Below are 26,581 nucleotides of genomic sequence, written 5' to 3'. Positions count from 1 at the left end.
GGGGTACCGGCCGGAGCAAGGGGTGGCATGTCCAGAACAGAAATACCGGCACCGGAACAGGGCGGCCGGGGCCACGGCGTCGACCGGCTCAAGGCCGGCTCCGTCGGCCTGGTCGGCGTCGTCTTCATGGCGGTCGCGACCGCCGCGCCCATCACCGCGATGACCGGCAACCTCCCGATCGCGGTCGGCGCCGGCAACGGCATCGGCGCCCCGGCCGGCTATCTCTTCGCCACCGCCGTCCTGACCGTCTTCTCCGTCGGCTATGTCGCCATGGCCCGCCGCATCACCGCCGCCGGCGCCTTCTACGGCTTCATCTCGCACGGCCTGGGCCGGGTCGCCGGCATGGCCTCCGGGATGCTCGCCGTCCTCGCGTACATCGTCTTCGAGGCGTCGATCGTCGGTGTCTTCGCCTACTTCGCCAAGACCACCGTCGCCGACCAGCTCGGCGCCGACCTGCCCTGGCCGCTGTACGCGGGCGCGATGCTCGCGGTCACCGCGGTCCTGGCGCACTTCGACATCCATCTGACCGCCAAGGCGCTCGGCGTCATGCTCGTCGCCGAGATCGCCGTGCTCTTCGCCGTCTCGCTCGCCGTCCTGCTGGCCGGCGGCGGCCCGGACGGCATCCCCGCGGCGCCCGTCAACCCCGCCAACGCCTTCACCGGCACCTCCGCCGGGCTCGGCCTCTTCTTCGCCTTCTGGTCCTGGGTCGGCTTCGAGTCCACCGCGATGTACGGCGAGGAGTCCCGTGACCCCAAGCGCGTCATCCCGCGCGCCACGCTCGTCTCCGTCGTCGGCGTCGGCCTGTTCTACATCTTCGTGTCCTGGATGACGCTCTCCGGGAACGGCCTGGCGGAGTCGGTGCGGATCGCGTCCTCGGACACCCCGCTGGACCTCTTCTTCGCGCCCACCCGCACCTTCCTCGGCGACTGGGCCGTGGACGCCTTCCAATGGCTGCTGCTCACCGGCTCGTTCGCCTGCGGCATGGCCTTCCACCAGTGCGCCGCGCGCTATCTGTACGCCATCGGGCGCGAGGGGTTCCTCCACCGCGGCCTGGGCCGCACGCACCCCCGGCACGGCTCCCCGTACTTCGCCTCGTACGTGCAGACGGCCCTCGCCACCGCGCTCGTCGCCGCGTTCTGGCTGACCGGCCAGGACCCCTACGTCCACCTCTACACCCTGCTCGCGATCCTCGGCACGATGGCGATCCTCATCGTGCAGACCCTGTGCTCCTTCGCCGTCATCGGCTACTTCCGGAAGAACCACCCCGAGGACCGGCACTGGTTCCGTACGTTCACCGCACCGCTGCTCGGCGGCGTCGGGATGACCGCCGTGGTCGTCCTGCTGCTGGTCAACATGCGGACCGCGGCCGGTGACGCGGCCGACTCGCTCTTCTTCCGGCTCATCCCCTGGATCGTCGGCCTGGTCTTCTTCGGGGGCCTCGGCCTGGCCCTGTACCTCAAGGCCAGGCGGCCCGAACGCTACGAGATCATCGGCCGGATCGTCCTGGAGGACGCGGCCGAGCGCGACGAGGAGCAACCCACACTCTGAGGAGGCCGGCCATGGCCCGTACCCACGCAATGCACGCCCTGCGCAGACTCGCCGCCGAACACGCGGCGGCACGAAGACTCCGGATGCCCGCCGCCGACGTACGCGGCCTGGGCCGGCGCGAACTCCTGGCCCGCGCGGGCGCGCTGGGAATCGGCGTCGCGCTCGCCGCCCCAGCCACGACCGCGGCCGCCGGGCCCGTGCGCCCGCCAGGGTCCGCCGCCACGCCCCGGATCGCCGTCGTCGGCGCGGGCATCGCGGGCCTGACCGCCGCGCTCACCCTCCAGGACGCCGGACTGCCCTGCACGCTGTACGAGGCCGACCCCGACCGGGTCGGCGGCCGGATGTACACGCAAGCCGACCACTGGGCGTACGGCCAGAGCTCCGAGATCGGCGGCGAGCTGATCGACACCGAACACAAGAAGATGCAGGAACTCTGCCGCCGCTTCGGCCTGCCCCTGGAGGACTTCCTCGGCGCGGGCCCCAACGGCGCGGAGGAAGTCCTCTGGTTCGACGGGACGTACTACCCGCGCGCCCAGGCGGACGAGGACTTCAAGGGGGTGTACCAGGCGCTGCGCAGCGACCTCCAGAACGCGGGGGAGGTGAGGTGGAATCAGACCACCCCGGAGGGCACCGCCCTGGACAACATGTCGATACGGGAATGGATCGACTCCCGCGTGCCCGGCGGCTATGCCTCGCGCCTCGGGCAGTTCATCGACGTGGCCTACAACGTCGAGTACGGCGCCGACACCACCGACCAGTCCGCGCTCGCCCTCGTCCTGCTCATGGGCTACCAGCCCAACCCGGGGAAGTTCAACGTCTGGGGGCTGTCCGACGAGCGGTACCACATCACCGGCGGCAATGATCAGCTCCCGAGGGCCATCGCGGCCGCGCTGCCCGCCGGGACGCTGCGGATGGGCTGGTCGCTGACGGCCGTCGCGCGGAACTCCGACGGCACCCAGACGCTCACCTTCAGCGACCGCGGCACTACCCGCACCGTCACCGCCGACCACACCGTCCTGACCGTCCCGCTGCCCGTACTGCAACGCCTGGACCTCAGTGGGGCCGGCTTCGACACCCGGATGACGAACCTGCTGCGGGACGCGCGGATGGGGTACTGCACCAAGCTCAACATGCAGTTCAGCGCCCGGCCGTGGCGGGGGAGCGGGCCCTGGCCGGGCGTCAGCGCCGGCGACTGCTTCACCGACCTGGACGCGCAGCAGACCTGGGACACCACCAAGGCCCAGCCCGGCACCGGCGGCATCCTCATCCAGTACGGCGGCGGCAGCCTCGCTCATGCGCTCACCTCGGCGGGGCCGTTCTCGACGGAGAGCGACCCGTACGTACGGGACCTGGCACAGCGCCGGCTGACGGACATCGAGCGCTTCTTCCCCGGCACGAAGGCCGCCTGGACCGGCCGGGCCCAGCTCTCCGCATGGCACCGCAATCCGTACGCCCTGGGCGCGTACTCGTACTGGCCGGTGGGCTATCTGCACAAGTACGCGGGCTATGAGGGCGCCCGCCAGGGCAATGTGCACATTGGCGGCGAGCACACCTCGTACGACTTCCAGGGGTTCATGAACGGCGGGGCCACGGAGGGCGAGCGGGCGGCCCGTGAAGTGATCGCCGACGTGACGTGACGTACCGCTAGGCGGAGTCGCGGACGATGAGGGTGGCGGGCGTGACGACGGGGGCCAGGCGCGCGCCGTCGTCCGTCGCCAGCCGGTCCAGGAGCAGGCGGGCCATCAGGCGGCCCATCTCCTGCACGTCCTGGCGGACCGTGGTCAGCGGCGGGTCCGCCCAGGCCGCCGGGGCGAGGTCGTCGTAGCCGACCACCGCGACGTCCTCCGGCACCCGAAGGCCGCGCGCCCGCAGCGTGCGCAGCGCGCCCGTGGCCATCAGGTCCGAGCAGGCGAAGACGGCGTCCAGGTCCGGTACGGAGTCGAGCAGCGCGGCCATGGCCCGCTCGCCGCCCTCCGCCGTGAAGGAGCCGTCCGCGATCAGCCGCTCGTCCACGGGCGGCGCGTCCGGCCCGGTCAGCGCCTCGCGGTAGCCGTCCAGCCGGTCCTGGGCCGAGGTCTGGTCCAGCGGCCCGGTGATGACGGCGATCCGGCGGCGCCCGCGGCCGAGGAGGTGGCGCACGGCCTGCCGGGCGCCGTCGCGGTTGTCGGTGTCGACGTACAGCGGGCGGGCACCGGCGGGGCCGTCGTCCGACCAGTGGGGGCGCCCGCCGAAGACCGTGGGCAGCCCCGAGTCCGCGGCCATCGCGGGCAGCGGATCGGCACGGTGCAGCGAGAACATCAGCGCGCCGTCCACGTGCCCGCCCGACAGATAGCGGCCGATGCGTGCGTGGTCGCGGTCGCTCTCCACCATCATCAGCAGCAACTGGGTGTCGGCGGCGCCCAGTTCGCGGCCGATGCCGCGCAGTTGCTGGGCGAAGAAGGGGTCGGAGAACACCCGGGTCTCGGGCTCGGCGATGACCACGGCGACGGCGCCGGTGCGGCGGGTGACCAGCGAGCGGGCGGCGATGTTGGGGACGTACCCGAGCTCGGCGACCGCCTCCTGGACCTTCTCGCGGATCTCGGCGCGGACGCCGGTGCCGCCGTTGACGACGCGGGAGACGGTGGCGCGGGAGACGCCGGCCAGCGCGGCCACCGCCTCCAGGGTCGGCCGGGGGCCGCCGGGCACGGACATGTGAACTCCTTCTTTTCCGCGGTGGGTTGACGGTACCGCCGGAAGTGGGCAGGGTGACCCTACTTCATTTGAGAGCGCTCTCACCCACCCCCCACAAGGAGCCATCTCGTGATCACTCGTCGCACCCTGCTCGGTGGCCTCGCCGCGGGCGTCGTCGGTACCGGATTCGCCCTCGCCGGCCACGCGAGCGGCGCACCCGGCCGTACGAAGGCCGCGGGGCTTCCGCTGGAAATCGCCAACGACTCCGGGGAGTTCCAGAACTCATCGGTGTACGTCTACATCGTCGGCAACGACGGCACCCAGCAGGTCCGCGTCACCCCCGAAGGAGAGCTGAAGCCCGTCGCCGTGTCCGACAACGGCTCGGACGGCTTCACCGACTACGCGATACCGCTCGCCGCGAGCGGCACCACCACCCTGACGCTGCCGAAGATGTCCGGGCGGATCTACACCGCGCTCGGCGGCAAGCTGAAGTTCAAGGCCGTCGAGGACGGCAACGGCAAGGCGGCGCTGGCCTACCCGGCCGGCTGGGTGGACTCCGACCCCAACTACGGAGTCCTGCACGACTGCGCGGAGTTCACGTACAACGACGGCGGCATGTACTGCAACACCACCATGGTCGACATGTTCAGCGTGCCACTGGCGATCCAGCTCACCGGCGCGAAGGACCAGACGGCGGGTCTGCTGAAGGACGGCGCCCGCGCGAAGATCTTCTCGGACCTCGCCGGCATCGAGGGCTTCGGTGACCTGGTCGTCGACGACAAGCGGGTCATCGCCCCCGGCCACGGCCTGGACAGCGGCCGGTTCGCCAAGGACTACCTCGCCCCGGCCATCGACGAGGCATGGTCGGCGTACGCCTCCAAGGACCTGAAGGTCACCACCAACGCGGGCACCTTCACCGGCCGGGTCGCCGGGGACAAGCTCTCCTTCACCGGCCCGGCGAGCGTCTCGTTCAGCAAGCCCAGCACCCGCGACGTGCTCTTCTGCGACGGCACCCTCGCCGCGCCCAACGACGGCACCACGGGCCCGGTCGCCGCGATCCTGGGCGCCGCGCTGAACCGCGCCACCCTCACCTCGCACCCCGAGCAGCCCACCACCGACCCCGCCGCCTTCTACCAGCAGCGGCTCGCCAACCACTACGCCAAGGTGATGCACGACGCCGCCCAGGACGGCAAGGCGTACGGCTTCGCCTTCGACGACGTGGCCGGCTTCGCCTCGTACATCGAGGACGGCGCCCCCAGCCGGATCAGGCTGACGCTGACGCCGTTCTGACGGCCGCCCTCGCCGAGACCGGGCGTACGGGGGCGGCTCAGCCCCCGTACGCCCCGCTCGCCGTCAGCCGCAGGGCCGTGTCGATCAGCGGGACGTGGCTGAACGCCTGGGGGAAGTTGCCGACCTGGCGGCCGGCCTTGGAGTCCCACTCCTCGGCCAGCAGGCCCAGGTCGTTGCGGAGCGAGAGGAGCTTCTCGAAGAGCTTGCGGGCCTCCTCGACGCGGCCGATCATCGCCAGGTCGTCCGCGAGCCAGAACGAGCAGGCCAGGAACGCGCCCTCGTCACCCTCCAGGCCGTCCAGGTTCTCCTCCCCGGCATCGGAGGAGGTGGGGTAGCGCAGGATGAAGCCGTCGGGCGTGGCCAGCTCACGCTGGATCGCCTCGATCGTGCCGATGACGCGCTTGTCGTCCGGCGGCAGAAAGCCCATCTGCGGGATGAGCAGCAGCGAGGCGTCCAGCTCCTTGGAGCCGTAGGACTGGGTAAAGGTGTTGCGCTCCGGGTCGTAGCCCTTCTCGCACACGTCCCGGTGGATCGTGTCGCGCAGTTCCTTCCACTCCTCCAGCGGGCCCTCGACGTCCCCGGACTCCATCAGCTTGATGGTGCGGTCCACCGCGACCCAGGTCATGACCTTGGAGTGGACGAAGTGCCGGCGCGGCCCGCGCACCTCCCAGATGCCCTCGTCCGGCTCGTCCCAGTGCTTCTCCACCCAGCGGATCAGCTTGATCTGGAGGAGGGAGGCGTAGTCGTTGCGGGCCAGGCCGGTCATGTGGGCGAGGTGCAGCGCCTCGATGACTTCGCCGTACACATCGAGCTGGAGCTGGTCGGCGGCGCCGTTGCCGACCCGGACCGGCTTGGAGTTCTCGTACCCCGGCAGCCAGTTCAGCTCGTTCTCGCCGAGCTCGCGCTCGCCCGCGATGCCGTACATGATCTGCAGGTTCTCCGGGTCGCCCGCCACCGCGCGCAGCAGCCACTCGCGCCAGGCGCGGGCCTCCTCGCGGTATCCCGTGCGGAGCAGGGAGGAGAGGGTGATCGCGGCGTCCCGGAGCCAGGTGAAGCGGTAGTCCCAGTTGCGGGAGCCGCCGATGTCCTCGGGCAGCGAGGTGGTGGGCGCCGCGACGATGCCGCCGGTCGGCGCGTACGTCAGCGCCTTCAGCGTGATCAGCGAGCGGACCACCGCGTCACGGTAGGGGCCGTGGTACGTGCACTGCTCGACCCACTCGCGCCAGAAGTCCGCGGTTGCCGTCAGGGCGTTCTCCGGCTCGGGGAGCGGCGGCTGCTCGTGGTGCGAGGGCTGCCAGCTCATCGTGAAGGCGATCCGCTGCCCCTCCTCGACGGTGAAGTCCGAGTACGTGGTCAGATCCTCGCCGTGGGTCTCGGCCGTGGTGTCGAACCACACCGAGTCCGGGCCCGCGACCGCGGCCGTGCGGCCGTCGACCTGGTGCACCCACGGCACCACCCAGCCGTAGGAGAACCGCATCCGCAGCGAGGAGCGCATCGCGACCTTGCCGCTGACGCCTTCCACGATGCGGATGAGCTGCGGCGCGCCGTCGCGCGGCGGCATGAAGTCGATCACCCGGACCGTGCCGCCGGGGGTGTCCCACTCCGATTCCAGGATCAGGGAGTCGCCGCGGTAGCGCCGCCGGTCGGAGGCGGGCGAGACCCCCTCCGTTTCGCCTTCCGCTTCCGCGGCCGGGCCCAGCCGCCAGAAGCCGTGCTCCTCGGTGCCGAGGAGGCCGGCGAAGACCGCGGGCGAGTCGAACCGGGGCAGGCACAGCCAGTCGACCGTGCCGTCCCGGCAGACAAGTGCGGCGGTCTGCATGTCGCCGATGAGTGCGTAGTCCTCGATGCGCCCGGCCACGTACATCTCCCGTTCGAACTGGGGTGACGCCCCCCGTGGGACGTGTAGATCTTCCGTCCTGCCCATTGAAAACCCCGCCGAGCTGCTGGTCCGGTATTCGGTTGGGGGTGATGCCGTTCCGGATGGCCCGATGCGAGTGCCCGAGCAGGATACGACGCTCATGTGACATCCGCGCGACGCTCCGCTTCCCGGGGCTGGGCCGAATGGGTGGCCTGCGTCACGTCGGGGGCCGGATACGGGGAGCGATGCATTCCGCCCCGCGCGGGCGGGAGCGACCACGCTCTGTCGCTGATAGCCTGGTACCCCGTGGACCGGTGGGAACGGGCCTAGGCCCCGGCACCCCCGACCGCAGCGACGGCACCCCTGGAAATCCGGGCTCGCGCCGCTCCGCACTTTCACTTCGCGACCACGGGAGTTCCGTCTTGGCCATGCCGCCCAAATCCTCGACGACCAAGCACATCTTCGTCACCGGGGGCGTTGCGTCCTCGCTCGGCAAGGGGCTCACCGCCTCCAGCCTGGGTGCGCTGCTCAAGGCCCGGGGCCTGCGGGTCACGATGCAGAAGCTGGACCCGTACCTCAACGTCGACCCCGGCACGATGAACCCCTTCCAGCACGGCGAGGTGTTCGTCACCAACGACGGCGCCGAGACCGACCTGGACATCGGCCACTACGAGCGCTTCCTGGACGTCGACCTCGACGGCTCCGCGAACGTCACCACCGGCCAGGTCTACTCCACCGTGATCGCCAAGGAGCGGCGCGGCGAGTACCTCGGCGACACCGTGCAGGTCATCCCGCACATCACCAACGAGATCAAGCACCGCATCCGCCGCATGGCGACCGACGACGTCGACGTCGTCATCACCGAGGTCGGCGGCACGGTCGGCGACATCGAGTCGCTGCCGTTCCTGGAGACCGTCCGCCAGGTCCGCCACGAGGTCGGCCGGGACAACGTCTTCGTCGTCCACATCTCGCTGCTCCCGTACATCGGCCCCTCCGGCGAGCTGAAGACCAAGCCGACCCAGCACTCCGTCGCGGCGCTGCGCAACATCGGCATCCAGCCCGACGCGATCGTGCTGCGCGCCGACCGCGAGGTCCCCACCGCCATCAAGCGCAAGATCTCGCTGATGTGCGACGTGGACGACGCCGCCGTGGTCGCCGCGATCGACGCCCCGTCGATCTACGACATCCCCAAGGTGCTGCACACCGAGGGCCTGGACGCCTACGTCGTGCGCAAGCTCGACCTGCCGTTCCGCGACGTGGACTGGACCCAGTGGGAGGACCTGCTGGACCGCGTCCACAACCCCGACCACGAGGTCAAGGTCGCGCTGGTCGGCAAGTACATCGACCTGCCCGACGCCTACCTCTCGGTCTCCGAGGCGATGCGCGCCGGCGGCTTCGCCAACCGCGCCCGCGTGAAGATCAAGTGGGTCACCTCCGACGACTGCCGCACCGCGGCCGGCGCCAAGAAGCAGCTCGGCGACTGCGACGCGATCCTCATCCCGGGCGGCTTCGGCGAGCGCGGCGTGGAGGGCAAGCTCGAGGCGATCACCTACGCCCGCGAGAACAAGATCCCGCTGCTGGGCATCTGCCTGGGCCTGCAGTGCGTCGTCATCGAGGCGGCCCGCAGCCTGGCCGGCGTGGCGGGCGCGAACTCCACCGAGTTCGACCCGGCGGCCGCCGACCCGGTCATCTCCACCATGGCCGAGCAGCTCGACATCGTCGCCGGTGAGGGCGACATGGGCGGCACGATGCGGCTCGGCATGTACCCGGCGAAGCTCGCCGAGGGCTCCATCGTCCGCGAGGTCTACGGCGGCAAGGAGTACGTCGAGGAGCGCCACCGCCACCGCTACGAGGTCAACAACTCCTACCGCGCCGAGCTGGAGAAGAAGGCCGGCCTGCAGTTCTCCGGCACCTCCCCGGACAACAAGCTGGTGGAGTACGTCGAGTACCCGCGCGAGGTGCACCCCTACCTGGTCGCCACCCAGGCGCACCCGGAGCTGCGCTCCCGCCCGACCCGGCCGCACCCGCTCTTCGCGGGCCTGGTGAAGGCCGCTGTCGAGCGCAAGACCGGCAAGGCCGCCGGTAAGTAAGCGACCTGCCGGGGGATACGGTTACCGGGGTGCGGACTTTGCGGTCCGTACCCCGGTTTCTGCTTGTTTGGGAGGACGCGCATGGCCATCAAGGACACCCCCGAGGAGTGGCGGATCACCGCGACGGCGACCCCGTTCACCGGTAACAAGACCAGCGTCCGCACGGACGAGGTCGTCATGCCGGACGGCGCCACCGTGAAGCGGGACTACCAGGTCCACCCGGGCTCGGTGGCCGTACTGGCCCTGGACGACGAGGGCCGGGTGCTGGTGCTGCGCCAGTACCGCCACCCCGTACGCCACAAGCTCTGGGAGATCCCGGCCGGGCTGCTGGACGTGCCCGGCGAGAACCCGCTGCACGCCGCCCAGCGCGAGCTGTACGAGGAGGCGCACGTCAAGGCCGAGGATTGGCGGGTGCTGACCGACGTCTACACCACCCCCGGTGGCTGCGACGAGGCCGTACGGATCTTCCTGGCCCGTGATCTCTCCGAGGCGGAGGGCGAGCGCTTCGAGGTCGAGGAGGAAGAGGCCGACATGGAGCTGGCGCGGGTGCCGGTCGCCGACCTCGCGCGCGGCGTGCTGGCCGGCGAGCTGCACAACAACTGCCTGGTCGTCGGCGTGCTGTCGCTGCTGGCCGCGCAGTCGGGCGACGGCCTGGAGGCGCTGCGTCCGGCCGAGGCCCCGTGGCCGGCCCGGCCGTTCGAGGCATAAGGAGGCGGGGCCGGACGCCTTGCGGGGCGGAGCCGGTCCACTCACGAGGCGGCGCCGGACTTCTTCCGGAACACTCGCTTCCATTTTTGTCTGATTTACACGGTATGTCCGCCGTGATCCATGGCACCCGTGAACTACGCTCGACGCATCCCGGCCGCAGCGGCGGCCGGCTCGTACGCGCAAGTGAACGGGAGCGTGGCCCGTGGCGGAGCAGGCGGTGGACACCGGCCGGACGGTGACGGCGTCGGGGGCCGGACGAAGAGGAGCGGGCCGGGCCGGCGTACCGGCGGCGGCCGCCCCGCCGGCCCCCGCCGCCTTCGCCGGCCGCCGCCGCGAACTGGCCGCCCTGCGCAGCGACATCGAGCGCGCGGGGCTGGACACCCTCTCCGGCCGCAAGGGTGCCCGCAGCCGGGTGCTGCTGATCGCCGGGCGGCCCGGCTCGGGCCGCAGCGCGCTCGCCGAAGAACTGGCCCGGCAGCTGGCCGGCGACTATCCGGACGGCGTACTGCGGTCCTGGCTGAGCACCGCCGACGGCCGGCCCGTGCCCACCGCCGACGTCGCCCGCGACCTGCTCACCCGGCTCGGCGAGCGGGTGCCGGCCGGCGCGGACGAGGACGAGCTGACCGAGGCGCTGCGCGCCGCGCTGGCCGACCGCCGCGCCCTCCTCCTGCTGGACGACGCGACCGGCCCCGAGCAGGTCGAGCCGCTGCTCCCGGACGCCCCGGACTGCCTGGTCCTCGCCGTCTCCGAGGGGCCGCTCACCGGCATCACGGACGTCCGGCCCTGCACGCTCGGCGGCCTGGACACCGCGGCCGGCGTGGAGATCCTGACCCGGTACGCGGGTCCCACCCGCATCACCGTCGACCCGCGCACCGCCGAACAGGTCGTCCAGGACTGCGGCGGCCAGCCCGCCGCGCTCGTGCTGGCCGGCGGCTGGCTGGCCGCGCATCCCAAGTCCTCGGTGTCCGACCTGCTGCGGACGCTGTTCCTGCTGCCGCCCGGCGAGGAGGAGGCCGCGCCCGTCCCGCGCCCGCTGACCCGCGCTTTCCGGCTGGCGTACGAGTCGCTGCCGCCGCCCGCCGCCCGGATCCTGCGGCTCCTCTCGCTCGCCCCGGCCGGCCTCGTCGACGCGCACACCGCGTCCGCGCTGGCCGGCTGCTCGGTGGTGGCCGCCGAAGCCGCCCTGCGCGACTTCGCGGCCAGGGGGCTGCTGCGGCCGGTGGAGCCGACGGGGGAGCCGGTGTCCGGCGGCCCCGACCCGCTGGCCGGGCTGCCGGCGCAGTACCGCGTACCGAACTGCCTGGTGCCGCTCCTGCGCGAGCAGCTCCGCAGCCATGAGCGCCCGGCGGAGATCCAGCTCTCCCGGGCCCGGATGCTGGAGCGGACCGTACGGCAGCTCCAGTCCTGCCGGGCGATGGGGGAGCCCGCCGGGTCCCCGGCCCGCGAGCGGACCTCCGGGCTGCCGCGGTCGCTGCGCTTCGGGTCCGTGCCCGAGGCGGCGGCCTGGCTGCGCAGCCGCCGCCCGGCCCTGCTGGACTGCGCCCGGATCGCCGTCGCGGACGGCGAGCTGGACACCCTGGACCGGCGGCTGATGGCCGCGCTGGTGCGGGCGCTGCTCGCCCATGAGGCGCCCGAGGCGGCGGCGCCCGACCTGTACGGGCTGCACGGGCTGGTCCTGGAGGTCGCGGAGCGGCGCGGCCTGGCCCGCGAGCGGGCCGCCGCGCTGCTGAACCTGGGCGATCTGGACGCCGAGGCGGGCCGGGCCGAGAACGCGCTGGCCCGGTACCGGGGCGCGCTGGAGTCGGCGCGCGCGGTCAAGGACCCGGTCGCGACCGGGCGGGCGCTGGAGTCGCTGGGCGGCACGTACGCCGAGCTGGGCGACTGGCAGCGGGCGGCGGACTGGTACGGGCGGGCGCTGGAGCTGCGGCTCTCCCGCGGTGACGCGGCAGAGGCGGCCCGGCTGCACGGGCGGCTGGGCGCGGTGCACACGTACGCGGGGCGCTGGCCCGAGGCGCTGCGGGAGTGGCGGGCCGCGTACGGGGCGTACCGAAGGGCCGGCGACACAGTCGGGCCGGCGCGGGCGATGGGGGAGATCGCGCGGGTCCAGGAGTACGCGGGACGGCCCGAGCAGGCGCTGCATACCTGCTTCGAAGCCCTGGAGCTGGCCAGGAAGGCGGCCGACGGGCGGCTGGAGGCGGCCCTCCAGCTGCGGATTGCGGACACCTTCGAACGGCTCGGCGACCCTGCGGCAGCAAGGCTGCACCGGGGCCTGGGGGAGCGTCTCCTGGCAGATCACCCGGCCTGACCTACGAAATCGGTGGCGGTTCCCGCGAAAGTAATTGCTTTGCAAGGCTAGACAACAAGAGCTCCTTCAATAGACTGGCAGAGCCGCGGTTCTCGCGGTCACATCCGTCATGCGTCTGTATGTGCGGATATTTCTCTGCAAGCACTCATTCAAGGACCGTGATCGACGTGAAGGTCGGCATCCCCCGCGAGGTCAAGAACAACGAGTTCCGGGTGGCGATCACGCCCGCCGGTGTCCACGAGCTCGTCCGCAACGGCCACCAGGTCTACATCGAGAAGGACGCCGGCCTCGGCTCCTCCATCACGAACGAGGAGTACGTCGGCGCCGGCGCGAACATCCTCGACACCGCCGACGAGGTGTGGGCCACCGCCGACCTGCTGCTGAAGGTCAAGGAGCCCATCGCCGAGGAGTACCACCGCCTCCGCAAGGACCAGACGCTCTTCACGTACCTGCACCTCGCCGCCTCCCGCGAGTGCACGGACGCGCTGATCGAGTCCGGCACCACCGCGATCGCGTACGAGACCGTCGAGACCGCGAACCGCCAGCTTCCGCTGCTCGCCCCGATGTCCGAGGTCGCGGGCCGCATCGCCCCGCAGGTCGGCGCGTACCACCTGATGCGCCAGGCCGGCGGCCGCGGCGTGCTGCCCGGCGGCGTCCCCGGCGTCCACGCGGGCAGGGCCGTCGTCATCGGTGGCGGCGTCTCCGGCTGGAACGCCGTGCAGATCGCCGTGGGCCTGGGCTTCCACGTCACGCTGCTCGACAAGGACATCAACAAGCTGCGCGAGGCCGACAAGATCTTCGGCACCAAGGTGCAGACCGTCGTCTCCAACGCCTACGAGCTGGAGAAGGCCGTCGTCGAGGCCGACCTCGTCGTCGGCGCGGTCCTCATCCCGGGCGCCAAGGCCCCGAAGCTGGTCACCAACGAGCTCGTCGCCAAGATGAAGCCCGGAAGTGTCCTTGTCGACATCGCGATCGACCAGGGCGGCTGCTTCGAGGACTCGAAGCCGACCACCCACGCCGAGCCGACCTTCCAGGTCCACAACTCGGTCTTCTACTGCGTCGCCAACATGCCGGGCGCGGTGCCGAACACCTCCACCTACGCGCTGACCAACGCGACGCTGCCCTACATCGTCTCGCTGGCCAACAATGGCTGGGTCGAGGCGCTGCGCCGCGACGCCGCGCTGGCCAAGGGCCTCAACACCCATGACGGCAAGGTCGTCTACGCCGAGGTCGCCGAGGCGCACGGTCTGGAGTCCGTCGAGCTGAGCACCCTGCTGGGCTGATTCGTCAACACGGCGCGTCAACACCGCGCGCACGGCCGGGCCTTGAGACTTTCAGGCCCGGCCGGTCGCGTTTGCGACAGATTTCCGATGCCGTCCGCGACGGGCCCCCGACGAGCCCTCAGCAACTCGTAACGAACGTCGCTCTTCGACCCTTTCGCACACCCCCGAAACCTCACGGATGTGCGCCGCGCGCCCTTGACATCGGGGTGTTCCATTGCCGACACATCGTGCCGGGTCCGGTGGATTGTGTTGCTGCGGACGCCCGACACGCCATAGAGTCGCCAACCGTCGGCATGGTGTCACGCTGACCTATCGATAAGTTTCCTGGTCACATCCAAGGAGGTAAGACGACTTGTGAATGAGTCGACATTTACTCCCGGAGGTGGTCGACCAGGAGCGGTTGCACGGGGCCAGGGTCCCTCGGGGCACGAGGCTGTCGGCTCCGTCGCTGTCCACACCTTCGCAGCCCAGAAGAGCATGACGACGACAGCCCACCAGAGCATGGACGGCCATCAAGTGAACGCCACGGCCGGCGACCAGGGCGGCACAGACCAGGCCCGTTTCGCCGACTACGACGACCTGCCCGAGGGGCACTTCTACGATCCGGACGCGGAGTACGAGCCGGATCCGGAGTACGCGGCGACGCTCGCGCCGGACGCCGCGCGCCAGCGCCGCGAGCGCATCGGCCCGACCGGCCGCCCCCTTCCCTACTTCCCGATCCCCGGGCCGCTCTCCGAGCACGGCCCGGCGAAGATCATCGCGATGTGCAACCAGAAGGGCGGGGTCGGCAAGACGACCTCGACCATCAACCTGGGTGCCGCGCTCGCCGAGTACGGCCGCCGCGTGCTGCTGGTCGACTTCGACCCGCAGGGCGCCCTCTCGGTCGGCCTCGGAGTCAATCCGATGGAGCTCGACCTGACGGTCTACAACCTGCTCATGGAGCGGGGCATGGCCGCCGACGAGGTCCTGCTGAAGACGGCGGTCCCGAACATGGACCTGCTGCCCAGCAATATCGATTTGTCAGCCGCCGAGGTGCAGCTCGTCAGCGAGGTCGCCCGCGAGTCGACACTGCAGCGCGCCCTGAAGCCGCTGATGTCGGACTACGACTACATCGTGATCGACTGTCAGCCCTCGCTCGGCCTGCTCACGGTCAACGCGCTGACGGCGGCTCACAAGGTCATCGTCCCGCTGGAGTGCGAGTTCTTCGCGCTGCGCGGTGTGGCGCTGCTGACCGAGACGATCGAGAAGGTCCAGGAGCGGCTCAACCCCGACCTGGAGCTGGACGGCATCCTCGCCACGATGTACGACTCGCGCACCGTGCACAGCCGCGAGGTGCTCGCGCGCGTCGTGGAGGCGTTCGACGATCACGTCTACCACACCGTGATCGGCCGTACGGTGCGCTTCCCCGAGACCACGGTCGCGGGCGAGCCGATCACCACCTACGCCTCCAACTCCGTGGGTGCCGCCGCCTACCGACAGCTCGCCAGGGAGGTGCTCGCCCGGTGTCACGCCGAGTGAGTCTGCCCGGCGCCGACGAACTGTTCCGCACCACCGGGGGGACGGCGCTGCAGTCCTCCTCGCCCCGCAGGCCGGCGAACGGCACCCCCGCGAACGGCGAGACGGCACCCCGGGTGCCCGCGCCGGGCGGCGAGGCCGACCCCGCCGCGCCGCAGCAGGGCAACGCCGCGCAGCGCCGGCCGGAGGGCGAGTCCGCCCCGGCGGCGTCCGGGGCGGTGGCGCCCGCGGAGCACAGCGGACGCGACACGGCCGAGGAGGCCGGCAAGGAGCGCCGCCGGCAGGAGGCCGCGGCCGCCGCGGGCCCCGGGGCGCAGGCCACCGGTGGCTCGGCGCGACGGCGCGGCCGGGGCGCGAACCGCCGCCCCAGCGGCCGCGAGCGGCACGACGAGAAGATCACCGTGTACGTCTCCGCCGAGGAGCTGATGGACCTGGAGCACGCGCGCCTGGTCCTGCGCGGCGAGCACGGCCTGGCGGTGGACCGCGGCCGGATCGTCCGTGAGGCCGTCGCCGTCGTCCTGGCGGACCTGGAGTCCCGGGGGGACGCCAGCATCCTCGTGAGGCGCCTGAGGGGGCGCTGAGCGCCTTCTGGGGGCCAGGCTGTGGAACTCCGGCCGGCCAGGGCGGCCGGGTACCCGCCGGGCGGGCCCCGGCGGGTTAGCCTTCCGGCACCGGTGGGCGCCTCCCGCCGGTGACCAGCCCGGCGCCGCGCGCGGCACGGGACCGCAGCGTATGGACCACGATGCCGACGACCCACGACGACCCCGCAGCAGCGCCCGCCCCGCGCCGTTCCCTGGGCCACGGCCCGGGCACGGCCCCGGAGCCCGGTCCGGAGGCCGCCGCGCCGCCTCCGGAGCCGGTCGCGGCCGTACCGGAGTCAGAACCGGAAGCCGTACCGGAGCCCGCTGAACCCGAGGCGGCGGCCCCCGAGGCGGCCGAGCCCGCTGGGCCCGGGCCCGTCGAGCCCGCGGACGCCACCGTTACCGGTGACGGGAAGTTCACCCTCCACCTGGAGAACTTCGAGGGCCCCTTCGACCTCCTCCTGCAGCTCATCTCCAAGCACAAGCTGGACGTCACCGAGATCGCGCTCTCGCAGGTCACCGACGAGTTCATGGCGCACATCCGGGCCATGGGCCCGGACTGGGACCTGGACCAGACGACGGAGTTCCTGGTCGTCGCGGCGACCCTGCTGGACTTGAAGGCCGCGCGGCTGCTGCCCGCCGCCGAGGTCGAGGACGAGGCGGACCTCGCTCTCCTGGAGGCGCGCGACCTGCTCTTCGCGCGGCTGCTCCAGTACCGCGCGTACAAGGAGATCGCCGACATCTTCAGCCGCCGCCTGGCGGACGAGGCGCGCCGGTACCCGCGTACCGTCGGGCTCGAACCGCACCACGCCGAGCTGCTGCCCGAGGTGGTGATCAGCATCGGCGCCGAGGGGTTCGCGAAGCTCGCCGTGAAGGCGATGCAGCCCAAGGCCAAGCCGCAGGTGTACGTCGACCACATCCACGCGCCGCTGGTCAGCGTCCGGGAACAGGCCGAGGTGATGGTGGCGCGGCTGCGCGCGGCGGGCGAGGCGTCCTTCCAGGAGCTGACCGAGGACGCGCCGGACACGCTCACGGTCGTCGCCCGCTTCCTGGCGCTGCTGGAGCTGTACCGGGAGCGCGCGGTCGCCCTCGACCAGCCCGAGGCGCTGGGGGAGCTGACCGTCCGCTGGGCCGGTACGGAGGACGGCGCGGAGCCGGTCGTCACGGACGAGTTCGACCGGCCGCCGGAGCCGCGGGCCGAGGGGAAGACCGAGAAGGAGACAGCATGAGCGACGTCAGCACGGACCGGGCGGAGCCGGCCGCCGGTGCCGAGCCCGGCACCGCCGAAGAGACGTACGACCTCCCCGAGGCGCAGGCCCCCGAGAGCCCCGAAGGGCCGGCCGGTGCCCTCGGGGTCGCGGCGCTCGACCTGAAGCCCGCGCTCGAAGCCGTCCTCATGGTCGTCGACGAGCCCGCCACCGAGGAGCACCTCGCCAAGGTGCTGGAGCGCCGCCGCCGCGACGTGGCGATCGCGCTGCGCGAACTGTCGGACGACTACACCCGCCAGGGCCGCGGCTTCGACCTGCGGCTGGTCGCCGGCGGCTGGCGTTTCTACACCCGCCCGGAGTACGCGGACGCCGTGGAGAGCTTCGTCCTGGACGGCCAGCAGGCCCGGCTGACACAGGCCGCATTGGAGACTCTGGCCGTGGTCGCGTACCGTCAACCGGTCAGCCGGTCCCGGGTCTCGGCCGTGCGCGGTGTCAACTGCGACGGCGTGATGCGCACCCTCCTGCAGCGCGGTCTGGTCGAGGAGGCGGGCACGGAAGGCGAAACAGGTGCGATCCTGTACAGGACGACGAACTACTTTCTGGAGCGGATGGGCCTGCGGGGCCTGGACGAGCTCCCCGAGCTCGCCCCTTTCCTCCCCGAGGCGGACGCGGTCGAGGGCGACTCCCGGGAAGGTGTGCCGTCGTTCGACGTAGACGACAACGGCGACTCCCACACGGGTCAGACGAACTAGACGGATCATTGATGCGAAGCAGCGGCAGGAACAGCAGCGGCGGCGGTAGGGGCAACTACCGGGGCGCGGGCAATCAGCGCGACGACAAGCAGAAGCGCGCGGGGAAGCCGCGTCCCGAGGAGCGCCGCTACGACGTGGGCGGTTCCGGCTCCGGCTCGGGCGGCCCCGGTGACGGGCCCCGCAAGGGACGCGGCGCGGCGGCCCGCGGCGGCGCCAAGGGCGGCCCGAAGGTCAGCCCTCGAAGCCAGGAGGGCAAGGGCGCCAAGGGGGCCCGCGGCCGCGGCTCCGCGCCGTCCCGCCCCCGCGAGTACGACGCGAAGATCGAGGAGCGCAACCGCGCCCGGTACGACAAGCCTCAGATCAAGACCCCCAAGACCTTCGGCGACCAGGAGGGCGAGCGGCTGCAGAAGGTGCTGGCCCGCGCGGGCATGGGCTCGCGGCGCGCCTGCGAGGAGCTGATCGACGACGCCCGCGTCGAGGTGAACGGCAAGATCGTCACCGAGCAGGGCGTCCGCGTCGACCCGGAGAAGGACGAGATCAAGGTGGACGGCCTGACCGTCGCCACCCAGTCCTACCTCTTCTTCGCGCTGAACAAGCCGGCCGGCGTCGTCTCCACCATGGAGGACCCCGACGGCCGCCAGTGCCTGGGCGACTACGTCACCAACCGTGAGACCCGGCTCTTCCACGTGGGCCGTCTCGACACGGAGACCGAGGGCATCATCCTGCTCACCAACCACGGTGAGCTGGCGCACCGCCTGACCCACCCCCGGTACGGCGTGCAGAAGACCTACCTCGCCGCCATCCAGGGCCCGCTGCCGCGCGAGATCGGCAGGATGCTCAAGGACGGCATCCAGCTCGAGGACGGGTACGCGCGCGCCGACCACTTCCGGGTCGTGCAGCAGACCGGCAAGAACTACCTCGTCGAGGTGACCCTCCACGAGGGCCGCAAGCACATCGTGCGCCGGATGCTCGCCGAGGCGGGTTTCCCGGTCGAGAAGCTCGTCCGGACCTCCTTCGGGCCGATCTCGCTCGGCGACCAGAAGTCCGGCTGGCTGCGCCGGCTGACCAACACCGAGGTCGGCATGCTGATGCGCGAGGTCGAGCTCTAGGCCGCACCCGGCCGTGTGCCCGCTGCCGGCAGTTGCGGCAGCGGGGGACCACCCCTTATCGTCACGATGACGACTAAGGGGTGGTTTTCTCATGTCCGTGAAGGGTCCCGCGACCGGCTCGCTCATCGGCCTCGCACTCGGTGACGCGCTCGGGTATCCGACCGAGTTCAAGAGCGTGCCGGCGATCGAGGCCGCGTACGGACCGTGGCGCGGGCTCGACCTGCCCACGCCCGCGTACATCACCGACGACACCCAGATGACGCTCGCCCTCGCCCGCGGCCTCCGTACGGCGATGGAGCGCGGCCCCCTCGACGCGGCCGCACTCGAACCGCCCGTACGCGGCGAGTACGTCGCCTGGTGGCGCTCCCCGGACAACAACCGCGCCCCCGGCAACACCTGCCTGACCGCCTGCAGCCTGCTGAGCGACCCGAGCCGCCCCTGGGCCCAGGCCAGCCAGGTCGGTTCCAAGGGCTGCGGCGCCAACATGCGTGTCGCGCCGGTCGGCCTCGCGCCCGGCCTCACCGCGGACCAGCGCGCGGGCGCCGCCCAGCTCCAGTCCGCCCTCACCCACGGCCACCCCACCGGCCTCGCCGCCAGCGACCTCACGGCGTACGCGATCCACGTCCTGGCCCAGGGCGCCCGCCCCGCCGACCTCCCCGCCCTCCTCCGCGCGTACGCCCACGACCAGCGCACGGTCTACCGCGCCGACTGGCTCGGAGACCTCTGGGAGCACGCTCAGGACCCGTCGCCCGAATCCTTCGTCGCGCGCGGCTGGGACGACTGCCTCGGGGTCCTCGACCGCCTCGACGCGGCCCTGCGCGATCCCGACCCGGAGGCCGACCCGTGCCTCGCCACCGGCGAGGGCTGGATCGCCGAGGAGGCCCTGGCCACCGCCCTCCTCTGCTTCCTCCTCTTCCCGGAGGAGCCCGTCACGGCCCTGCGCCGCGGCGCCGTCACCGGCGGCGACTCCGACTCCATCGCCTGCCTGGCAGGCGCCTTCGCCGGTGCCCACCTCGGCGCCGACGCCTGGCCCGCGGCCTGGGTGGAGCGCATCGAGCACCGCGACGAGCTGCTCTCGTTCGGCCGGCTCTGGGACTGAGACGGCCGTCTCGCAGGGCGGGCGCGCACGGCGACTGTCAGCGGGGCTCGATACGCTGATCAGGTCGGTGGATGTACGAGTACGAGGAGCACAACGTGGCGGTACGTGCGGTCCGAGGGGCCGTTCAGCTCGAGCGGGACGAAGCGGAGCACATGCATGAGCAGGTGTCCGAGCTGCTGACCGCCATCCTGGAGCGCAACAGTCTCGTGCCGGACGACCTGATCAGCGTGTGGTTCACGGCCACGCCCGATCTGCACAGCGACTTCCCCGCCGTCGCGGCCCGCAAGCTGGGCATCACCGACGTCCCGCTGATCTGCGCCCAGGAGCTGGACATCGCCGGGGCCATGCCCCGCGTGGTGCGGATCCTGGCGCACGTGGAGAGCGACCTCCCCAAGGCGGAGATCGCGCATGTCTACCTGGGCGCGGCCGGCGCGCTGCGGAAGGACATCGCGCAGTGAGGACCGCGATCGTCATCGGCACGGGCCTGATCGGCACCTCCGCCGCGCTGGCCCTGAGCGCCCGCGGCGTGCGGGTGCACCTCGCCGACCACGACGCGGCGCAGGCCCGTACGGCGGCGGCGCTCGGCGCGGGGACCGTGGAGGAGCCCGAGGGCCCGGTCGACCTCGCGATCGTCGCGGTGCCGCCCGCGCACGTCGCGGCGGCGCTGGCGGACGCGATGCGGCGCGGCGTGGCCCGCGCGTACCTGGACGTGGCCAGCGTCAAGGCCGGACCCCGGCGCGAGCTGGAGTCGCTCGGCCTGGACCTCACGCCGTACATCGGTACGCACCCCATGGCCGGCAAGGAGCGGTCCGGGCCGCTGGCCGCGACCGCCGACCTCTTCGAGGGCCGGCCGTGGGTGCTCACGCCGACCCGTGACGGCGACACCGAGGTGCTCAACCTCGCGCTGGAGCTGGTCGCGCTGTGCCGGGCCGTCCCGGTCGTCATGGACGCCGACGCGCACGACCGCGCGGTCGCCCTGGTCAGCCACACGCCCCAGCTCGTCTCCAGCATGGTCGCGGCGCGGCTGCGGGGCGCCGACGAGACCGCCGTACGGCTGTGCGGCCAGGGCATCCGCGATGTGACCCGGATCGCCGCCTCGGACCCCGCCATGTGGATCGACATCCTCTCGGCGAATCCGGGACCGGTCGCCGACGTGCTCTCCGAGATCGCGGCCGACCTGGACGAGACCGTGCAGGCGCTGCGCGGGCTGCAGTCCGCCGACGAGGCCAAGCGCGGCGCGGGCGCCGGCGGCATCGAGGACGTGCTGCGGCGCGGCAACGCGGGCCGCGAGCGGGTGCCGGGCAAGCACGGCGCCGCTCCCGCCGCGTACGAGATCGTGGCCGTGCACATCGGCGACCAGCCGGGCGAGCTGGCGCGGATCTTCGCCGACGCCGGGCAGGCGGGCGTCAACATCGAGGACGTCCGCATCGAGCACGCGACCGGCCAGCAGGCGGGCTTCATCCAGCTCACGGTCGAGCCCACGGCGGCGCCCGCGCTCACCGCGGCGCTGCGCGAGCGCGGCTGGTCCATCCGTCAGTAGGGGCCGAGGGAAGAGCCGAGGACGCGCCGCGGCAAGCGTCACAAACCCCCCACGCCCCTGGGGGGAAAACGTGTCTGCGTGTACCCGGTAACCTTGTCCGAGGCCCATTCGGCCGCAGGATCCCCGCCCCGTGCACAAGGAAAGGTGTTCGTCACCGTGGAAACCGCCGCCCGGACCGCCCCGGCAGCAGTGATTGTCGCCATCGACGGCCCCTCCGGCACGGGCAAGTCCAGCACGTCCAAGGCGGTCGCCGCCAAGCTGGCGCTGAGCTACCTGGACACCGGTGCCCAGTACCGCGCGATCACCTGGTGGATGCTGTCCAACGGCGTCGACATCCAGGACCCGACCGCCATCGCCACGGCCGCCGCCAAGCCCGCGATCGTCTCCGGCACCGACCCGTCGGCGCCGACGATCACGGTCGACGGCCAGGACGCCGCCGGTCCGATCCGTACGAAGGAGGTCACCTCCGCGGTCAGCGCCGTCAGCGCCGTCCCCGAGGTGCGCAGCCTGATCACGGACCTGCAGCGGACCATCGCCGGCTCCGCCGAGCGCGGCATCGTCGTCGAGGGCCGGGACATCGGTACGACCGTTCTGCCCGACGCCGACCTGAAGATCTTCCTCACCGCCTCGCCCGAGGCGCGTGCCGCCCGGCGCAGCGGTGAGCTCAAGGGCAAGGAGGCCACCGACCTGGCCGCCACCCGCGAGGCGCTGATCAAGCGCGACGCCGCCGACTCCTCCCGCAAGACCTCGCCGCTGGCCAAGGCCGACGACGCGGTCGAGGTGGACACCACAGACCTGACCCTGGAGCAGGTCATCGAGTGCGTGGTCACCCTCATCGAGGCGAAGATCGCGGAGAAGAGCGCCGCGTGACCGACTCCGACCGGCTGCCGAGCGCCGGCGGTGCCGCGATCGGGCGGCGGATCGGCATCGGCCTGATGTACGGGCTGTGGCGGCCGCGGGTGCTGGGCTCCTGGCGGGTGCCGTCGGCGGGCCCGGTGATCCTCGCGGGCAACCACGCCCACAACGTCGACGGGCCCATGATCATGGGCACCGCGCCCCGGCCGGTGCACTTCCTGGTCAAGAAGGAAGCCTTCGCCGGGCCGCTGGACCCCTTCCTGCGCGGCATCGGGCAGCTCAAGGTCGACCGGACGGGCACCGACCGGACCGCGGTCACCGACGCGCTGGGCGTCCTGGAGCGCGGTGGCGTCCTCGGGATCTTCCCGGAGGGCACCCGCGGCGAGGGCGACTTCGCGTCGCTCCGCGCCGGGCTGGCGTATTTCGCCGTACGCTCGGGGGCGCCGATCGTGCCGGTCGCGGTGCTCGGCAGCGCGGAGCGGGCGAGCCGCGCGATACCGGCGCTGCCGCCGCTGCGCGGCCGCGTCGACGTTGTTTTCGGCGACGCTTTCCAGGCCGGGGACGGCAGCGGGCGGCGGACGCGGAAGGCGCTGGACGAGGCGACCGTACGCATCCAGGAGCGGCTGACCGCCCACCTGACCGAGGCCAGGCGCTTCACCGGCCGCTGAAGCCGCACCCACCGGCCGTACGAAGGCCGGTGACGCGGCCGACACGGCCCATCGACCACGCAGAACGAGGAACGGACTTCATGAACGACCAGATCCCCACCGGCGACGAGCACGTCGAGCACGGCGCGCTGGGCGACGCCGAGTACGCGGAGTTCATGGAGCTCGCCGCGCAGGAGGGCTTCGACCTGGCCGAGGTCGAGGGCGACATCGCGGCGGCCGGGCACGGCCCGCTGCCCGTCCTCGCCGTCGTCGGCCGCCCGAATGTCGGCAAGTCGACTCTCGTGAACCGCTTCATCGGCCGCCGCGAGGCCGTGGTCGAGGACAAGCCGGGCGTCACCCGTGACCGCGTCACCTACGAGGCGGACTGGAACGGCCGCCGCTTCAAGGTCGTCGACACCGGCGGCTGGGAGCAGGACGTGCTCGGCATCGACGCGTCCGTCGCGGCCCAGGCGGAGTTCGCGATCGAGGCCGCCGACGCGGTGGTCTTCGTCGTGGACGCCAAGGTCGGCGCGACCGACACCGACGAGGCCGTCGTGAAGCTGCTGCGCCGGGCCGGCAAGCCGGTCGTGCTGTGCGCCAACAAGGTCGACGGCCCCTCCGGCGAGGCGGACGCGGCCATGCTGTGGTCGCTCGGCCTCGGCGAGCCCTACCCGGTCTCGGCCCTGCACGGCCGTGGCACCGGCGACCTGCTGGACGCCGCGCTGGACGCGCTGCCCGAGGCGCCGCAGCAGACCTTCGGCTCCGCCATGGGCGGGCCACGCCGCATCGCGCTCATCGGCCGCCCGAACGTCGGCAAGTCCTCCCTGCTGAACAAGGTCGCCGGCGAGGAGCGGGTGGTCGTCAACGAGATGGCCGGCACCACCCGCGACCCGGTCGACGAGCTGATCGAGCTGGGCGGCAAGACCTGGAAGTTCGTGGACACCGCGGGCATCCGCAAGCGCGTCCACCTCCAGGAGGGCGCCGACTACTACGCCTCGCTCCGCACGGCCGCCGCCGTGGAGAAGGCCGAGGTCGCGGTCGTCCTGATCGACGCGAGCGAGTCGATCAGCGTGCAGGACCAGCGGATCATCACCATGGCCGTCGAGGCGGGCCGCGCGCTGGTCATCGCGTACAACAAGTGGGACCAGCTCGACGAGGAGCGCCGCTTCTACCTGGAGCGGGAGATCGAGCGCGACCTCGTGCAGATCCCGTGGGCGATGCGCGTGAACGTCTCGGCGCGTACCGGACGGCACATGGAGAAGCTCGTGCCGGCCATCGAGACCGCGATCGCCGGCTGGGAGACCCGGGTGCCGACCGGCCGCCTGAACGCGTTCCTCGGCGAGATCGTGGCCTCCCACCCGCACCCGGTGCGCGGCGGCAAGCAGCCGCGCATCCTCTTCGGCACGCAGGCCGGCACCAAGCCGCCCCGGTTCGTGCTCTTCGCCTCCGGCTTCCTGGAGGCCGGCTACCGCCGCTTCGTCGAGCGCCGGCTGCGTGAGGAGTTCGGCTTCGACGGGACCCCGATCCACATCTCGGTGCGGGTCCGCGAGAAGCGCGGCCGGAAGAAGTAACGCCTGCTTGGGCACAGGCCCTCAGCAGCGGCGGGACGGGCCCGCTCGCACCGGATGCGGTGCGGGCGGGCCCTTTCGCGTACTCAGTGGCGGTACGGGCGGTTGTCGCGCGGCGCCGGAGGCAGCGCGGCCGGGGCGTGGCCCCGGGAGTGCTGCGGGGGCAGCGGCACCTCGCGGCGGCCGGCCGCCGCGGGCGTGGTGCGCCGCCAGATCCGCCGCATGACCTCCGGACTCAGCTCGTCCTCGCCCGTGCGGTCCCCGGGCAGGGCCCGGAAGGAGCGGCGGTACTCGGCGTAGAGCGCGTCGTAGATCGGCGTGGCCGAACCACGCTCGGTGTGGTGCGCGGCGGGCTCGTACGACGGGCGCATGCCGGGGATGGAGTGGAACGGGGCGCGGGGGGACGGGTCGTATGGGTGCACGTCTGTGCCAACGACCCGGAGCCTCGCGGGATGCGGCCTTTGGTGGCGAATCGGTTGATCGCGGGCATACGCCCACTTCCGCGGAGTCCCGAGGCCCGCAGCCGCAGGGCCCGCGCCGCCTGCGCGTGACGCCTCGGACATCCGTACGCGGACGGGCGGCCGCCCCCCTCGTGGGGAACGGCCGCCCGTGGGCCCGCCGGACGACGGCTCAGGTGCCGGCCAGCGGCATGGACATGGCGACCAACTGTCCCTGCGCCGCGGCCTTCTCCAGCGCGTCGCGCATCAGGTCCTCGCGCGGCTGCTGGCCGATCGAGCCGTGCGGCGCCGCGTACACCACCACCGTCCGGGACTTGTTGACCGCGGCGCGCCAGCCGTCGGAGACCGGGAGCGGCTGGTGCGCCTTCCACCAGGCGTTCTGACCGCCGCTCTCGCCGCTGTCCTGGAGCACGGCGTGGAGCTGGCCCATGGCGAGCAGCACGGACCAGCCCGTCCCGCCGGCCGGCAGCACGGCCATGTCCGCGACCGGGTGGAAGCCCTGCTCCCGCAGCAGCGGCAGGAAGTCGTCGTCGAGACCGACCGAGCCGGGGCGGGCGATCGGGCCGCTCGGCTCCACCACGAGCGCGGGCCGCAGATCGCCCTCGACCAGGACCAGGCCGCAGGTCACCCCGAGGGTCGCCTGGCGCGGGGCCGGCGCCGGTCCGTCGGCGGAGCGCGGCGCGGGCGGGCCCGTCGGGGCATCGGCGGGGGCCTCGCCGATGATGGAGCGGACGGCACCCTTGAGCTGCTCCTCGGCCACCGTGACGACCTGGGAGGGGATGCACGTGGCGTGGGCGAACGCCAGGACGGCGGTCTCCTCGCCGATGAACAGGACGGTGCTGGTGGGCTCCTGTTCGCTGTCGCCCGGGGTGCGGCAGGAGGTGCAGTCGTAAGCGCCGGGGGCGTTGTCGCCGGCCAGCAGGCGGTCGGCCTCCTCGTCGCCGATCTCGGCGCGGACGTCGGCACTGACGTCGAGCATGCGGGGCACGGCTGACTCCTCGATCTGTGTGCGGCTGCCGGGCGGATCCCGGCGTGTAAAAAGACAACGGGCGATCTGTGGCAGGAGTCACGCGCGGGCGCGAACGGAATCGAACCGATCGGCGCACACCGTGAGCGCCGCGCCGGAAGCCGTCACTCCCCGCCACCGCGTGTGCGAGCCACGTTTCGGATTCGGGTGAGGTGGCTCACAGGCCGGGAGATCGTCGGGCCGACAAATCCCGATATCCCGGAATGTAGGGGGTGACCGGAACTCGTCGGTACCTTTAGTAACGCACGACTGGCCTGCCTCGACAGTGGATTGGTTGTGGCCGGGCCCCCGGGGTTCCTACATTCAGCGGCCGTGTGCACCGAGCACCGCCCGGGGACGCCCGCCGTCCATGACCGGCAGCACGGCAGTACCGCAGCACGTACCAGCGCAGCGCCGCGCCCCACGAGACGCGCGGAGCGGCGCGGCGCAGGACCCGCGGCGGGCGGGGCGGAGCGGCGAACGGGCGGGAC

22 protein-coding genes are annotated in these 26,581 nt (G+C 72.3%); 18 read left to right on the top strand and 4 right to left on the bottom strand.

The features are described 5' to 3' along the window. Positions 1 to 27 precede the first annotated feature (27 nt). Both IG84_RS0130915 and IG84_RS0130910 read left to right on the top strand, forming a co-directional pair. Positions 28 to 1,548: an APC family permease gene (locus tag IG84_RS0130915; protein ID WP_031064374.1), complete on the top strand. Its 1,521-nt coding sequence runs from the start codon at positions 28 to 30 to the stop codon at positions 1,546 to 1,548. Positions 1,549 to 1,559: 11 nt separating this feature from the next. Then, a complete protein-coding gene (locus IG84_RS0130910) occupies positions 1,560 to 3,185 on the top strand; it encodes a flavin monoamine oxidase family protein (protein ID WP_031064369.1) in 1,626 nt (541 codons plus the stop codon). A 7-nt stretch (positions 3,186 to 3,192) separates the two neighbouring features. Here the strand turns inward: IG84_RS0130910 and IG84_RS0130905 are convergent, their stop codons facing one another. Further along, the gene (locus IG84_RS0130905) at positions 3,193 to 4,239 is read right to left on the bottom strand and encodes a LacI family DNA-binding transcriptional regulator (protein ID WP_031064366.1); all 1,047 of its coding nucleotides are present in this window, start codon (positions 4,237 to 4,239) and stop codon (positions 3,193 to 3,195) included. A 108-nt stretch (positions 4,240 to 4,347) separates the two neighbouring features. Here IG84_RS0130905 and IG84_RS0130900 point away from each other — a divergent pair, with 108 nt between their 5' ends. Continuing rightward, positions 4,348 to 5,508 (top strand): beta-1,3-glucanase family protein, encoded by a 1,161-nt coding sequence (locus IG84_RS0130900; protein ID WP_031064362.1) that lies wholly within the window; start codon positions 4,348 to 4,350, stop codon positions 5,506 to 5,508. A 37-nt stretch (positions 5,509 to 5,545) separates the two neighbouring features. On the opposite strand, the gene IG84_RS0130895 is transcribed toward IG84_RS0130900, so the two are convergent. Further along, on the bottom strand, positions 5,546 to 7,372 hold the full coding sequence (locus tag IG84_RS0130895; RefSeq protein WP_031064359.1) for a glycoside hydrolase family 15 protein: 1,827 nt from the start codon (positions 7,370 to 7,372) through the stop codon (positions 5,546 to 5,548). 422 nt (positions 7,373 to 7,794) lie between these two features. Here IG84_RS0130895 and IG84_RS0130890 point away from each other — a divergent pair, with 422 nt between their 5' ends. The 15 genes from IG84_RS0130890 to der all read left to right on the top strand — a co-directional run bounded on the left by IG84_RS0130890 (position 7,795) and on the right by der (position 24,629). Beyond that, positions 7,795 to 9,456 carry a CTP synthase gene (locus IG84_RS0130890; protein ID WP_030266921.1) on the top strand — a complete coding sequence of 554 codons (1,662 nt, stop codon included), beginning with the start codon at positions 7,795 to 7,797 and terminating at the stop codon, positions 9,454 to 9,456. 81 nt (positions 9,457 to 9,537) lie between these two features. Next, positions 9,538 to 10,164: an NUDIX domain-containing protein gene (locus IG84_RS0130885; RefSeq protein ID WP_030266918.1), complete on the top strand. Its 627-nt coding sequence runs from the start codon at positions 9,538 to 9,540 to the stop codon at positions 10,162 to 10,164. A gap of 202 nt (positions 10,165 to 10,366) precedes the next feature. Continuing rightward, positions 10,367 to 12,469, top strand: a complete 2,103-nt coding sequence (locus tag IG84_RS0130880; protein WP_031064354.1) for a tetratricopeptide repeat protein — start codon at positions 10,367 to 10,369, stop codon at positions 12,467 to 12,469. A 167-nt stretch (positions 12,470 to 12,636) separates the two neighbouring features. Continuing rightward, complete coding sequence (ald, locus tag IG84_RS0130875; RefSeq protein WP_031064351.1) at positions 12,637 to 13,752, top strand: alanine dehydrogenase; 1,116 nt, start codon at positions 12,637 to 12,639, stop codon at positions 13,750 to 13,752. A gap of 354 nt (positions 13,753 to 14,106) precedes the next feature. Next, positions 14,107 to 15,270 carry a ParA family protein gene (locus IG84_RS0130870; RefSeq protein WP_078649591.1) on the top strand — a complete coding sequence of 388 codons (1,164 nt, stop codon included), beginning with the start codon at positions 14,107 to 14,109 and terminating at the stop codon, positions 15,268 to 15,270. Next, entirely contained in the window at positions 15,267 to 15,848 is a 582-nt protein-coding gene (locus IG84_RS0130865; protein ID WP_031064345.1) for a hypothetical protein, read from the top strand. The genes IG84_RS0130870 and IG84_RS0130865 overlap by 4 nt, the downstream gene beginning before the upstream one ends. Positions 15,849 to 16,009: 161 nt before the next feature. After that, positions 16,010 to 17,077 carry a segregation and condensation protein A gene (locus IG84_RS0130860; RefSeq protein WP_031064342.1) on the top strand — a complete coding sequence of 356 codons (1,068 nt, stop codon included), beginning with the start codon at positions 16,010 to 16,012 and terminating at the stop codon, positions 17,075 to 17,077. After that, positions 17,074 to 17,808 (top strand): SMC-Scp complex subunit ScpB, encoded by a 735-nt coding sequence (scpB, locus tag IG84_RS0130855; protein ID WP_037801037.1) that lies wholly within the window; start codon positions 17,074 to 17,076, stop codon positions 17,806 to 17,808. Before IG84_RS0130860 ends, scpB begins: the two co-directional genes overlap by 4 nt. An 11-nt stretch (positions 17,809 to 17,819) precedes the next feature. Beyond that, positions 17,820 to 18,917: a pseudouridine synthase gene (locus tag IG84_RS0130850; protein ID WP_031064335.1), complete on the top strand. Its 1,098-nt coding sequence runs from the start codon at positions 17,820 to 17,822 to the stop codon at positions 18,915 to 18,917. Between the two features lie 97 nt (positions 18,918 to 19,014). After that, positions 19,015 to 20,016 (top strand): ADP-ribosylglycohydrolase family protein, encoded by a 1,002-nt coding sequence (locus tag IG84_RS0130845; RefSeq protein WP_107054003.1) that lies wholly within the window; start codon positions 19,015 to 19,017, stop codon positions 20,014 to 20,016. A 95-nt stretch (positions 20,017 to 20,111) separates the two neighbouring features. Beyond that, positions 20,112 to 20,474, top strand: a complete 363-nt coding sequence (gene aroH / locus IG84_RS0130840; protein WP_031064329.1) for a chorismate mutase — start codon at positions 20,112 to 20,114, stop codon at positions 20,472 to 20,474. Continuing rightward, positions 20,471 to 21,556, top strand: coding sequence for a prephenate dehydrogenase (locus IG84_RS0130835; RefSeq protein ID WP_031064326.1), 1,086 nt, complete (start codon positions 20,471 to 20,473; stop codon positions 21,554 to 21,556). Before aroH ends, IG84_RS0130835 begins: the two co-directional genes overlap by 4 nt. A gap of 144 nt (positions 21,557 to 21,700) precedes the next feature. Further along, entirely contained in the window at positions 21,701 to 22,426 is a 726-nt protein-coding gene (gene cmk / locus IG84_RS0130830) for a (d)CMP kinase (protein WP_030266884.1), read from the top strand. Further along, positions 22,423 to 23,079, top strand: a complete 657-nt coding sequence (locus IG84_RS0130825; protein ID WP_031064321.1) for a lysophospholipid acyltransferase family protein — start codon at positions 22,423 to 22,425, stop codon at positions 23,077 to 23,079. The genes cmk and IG84_RS0130825 overlap by 4 nt, the downstream gene beginning before the upstream one ends. 80 nt (positions 23,080 to 23,159) lie before the next feature. Then, positions 23,160 to 24,629 carry a ribosome biogenesis GTPase Der gene (der, locus tag IG84_RS0130820; protein ID WP_031064318.1) on the top strand — a complete coding sequence of 490 codons (1,470 nt, stop codon included), beginning with the start codon at positions 23,160 to 23,162 and terminating at the stop codon, positions 24,627 to 24,629. 83 nt (positions 24,630 to 24,712) lie between these two features. Here the strand turns inward: der and IG84_RS0130815 are convergent, their stop codons facing one another. Next, positions 24,713 to 24,997 (bottom strand): hypothetical protein, encoded by a 285-nt coding sequence (locus tag IG84_RS0130815; protein ID WP_245659665.1) that lies wholly within the window; start codon positions 24,995 to 24,997, stop codon positions 24,713 to 24,715. A 259-nt stretch (positions 24,998 to 25,256) separates the two neighbouring features. Further along, positions 25,257 to 26,072, bottom strand: a complete 816-nt coding sequence (locus IG84_RS0130810) for a hypothetical protein (RefSeq protein ID WP_031064310.1) — start codon at positions 26,070 to 26,072, stop codon at positions 25,257 to 25,259. Positions 26,073 to 26,581: the final 509 nt, after the last annotated feature.

Source organism: Streptomyces ochraceiscleroticus (assembly GCF_000720485.1).
Lineage (GTDB): Bacteria > Actinomycetota > Actinomycetes > Streptomycetales > Streptomycetaceae > Streptomyces > Streptomyces ochraceiscleroticus.
The sequence above is the reverse complement of the archived record's forward strand: the minus strand, read 5'-3'. Positions and strand labels throughout refer to the sequence as shown.

Excerpts from the sequence above, each read along its gene's own strand:
- IG84_RS0130915 (WP_031064374.1), top strand. The coding sequence starts at position 28 with ATGTCCAGAACAGAAATACCGGCACCGGAACAGGGCGGCCGGGGCCAC.
- IG84_RS0130890 (WP_030266921.1), top strand. The coding sequence starts at position 7,795 with ATGCCGCCCAAATCCTCGACGACCAAGCACATCTTCGTCACCGGGGGC.
- der (WP_031064318.1), top strand. The coding sequence starts at position 23,160 with ATGAACGACCAGATCCCCACCGGCGACGAGCACGTCGAGCACGGCGCG.
- IG84_RS0130910 (WP_031064369.1), top strand. The coding sequence starts at position 1,560 with ATGGCCCGTACCCACGCAATGCACGCCCTGCGCAGACTCGCCGCCGAA.
- IG84_RS0130815 (WP_245659665.1), bottom strand. The coding sequence starts at position 24,997 with ATGCGCCCGTCGTACGAGCCCGCCGCGCACCACACCGAGCGTGGTTCG.
- IG84_RS0130850 (WP_031064335.1), top strand. The coding sequence starts at position 17,820 with ATGCGAAGCAGCGGCAGGAACAGCAGCGGCGGCGGTAGGGGCAACTAC.
- IG84_RS0130895 (WP_031064359.1), bottom strand. The coding sequence starts at position 7,372 with ATGTACGTGGCCGGGCGCATCGAGGACTACGCACTCATCGGCGACATG.
- IG84_RS0130885 (WP_030266918.1), top strand. The coding sequence starts at position 9,538 with ATGGCCATCAAGGACACCCCCGAGGAGTGGCGGATCACCGCGACGGCG.
- IG84_RS0130860 (WP_031064342.1), top strand. The coding sequence starts at position 16,010 with ATGCCGACGACCCACGACGACCCCGCAGCAGCGCCCGCCCCGCGCCGT.
- scpB (WP_037801037.1), top strand. The coding sequence starts at position 17,074 with ATGAGCGACGTCAGCACGGACCGGGCGGAGCCGGCCGCCGGTGCCGAG.
- IG84_RS0130905 (WP_031064366.1), bottom strand. The coding sequence starts at position 4,239 with ATGTCCGTGCCCGGCGGCCCCCGGCCGACCCTGGAGGCGGTGGCCGCG.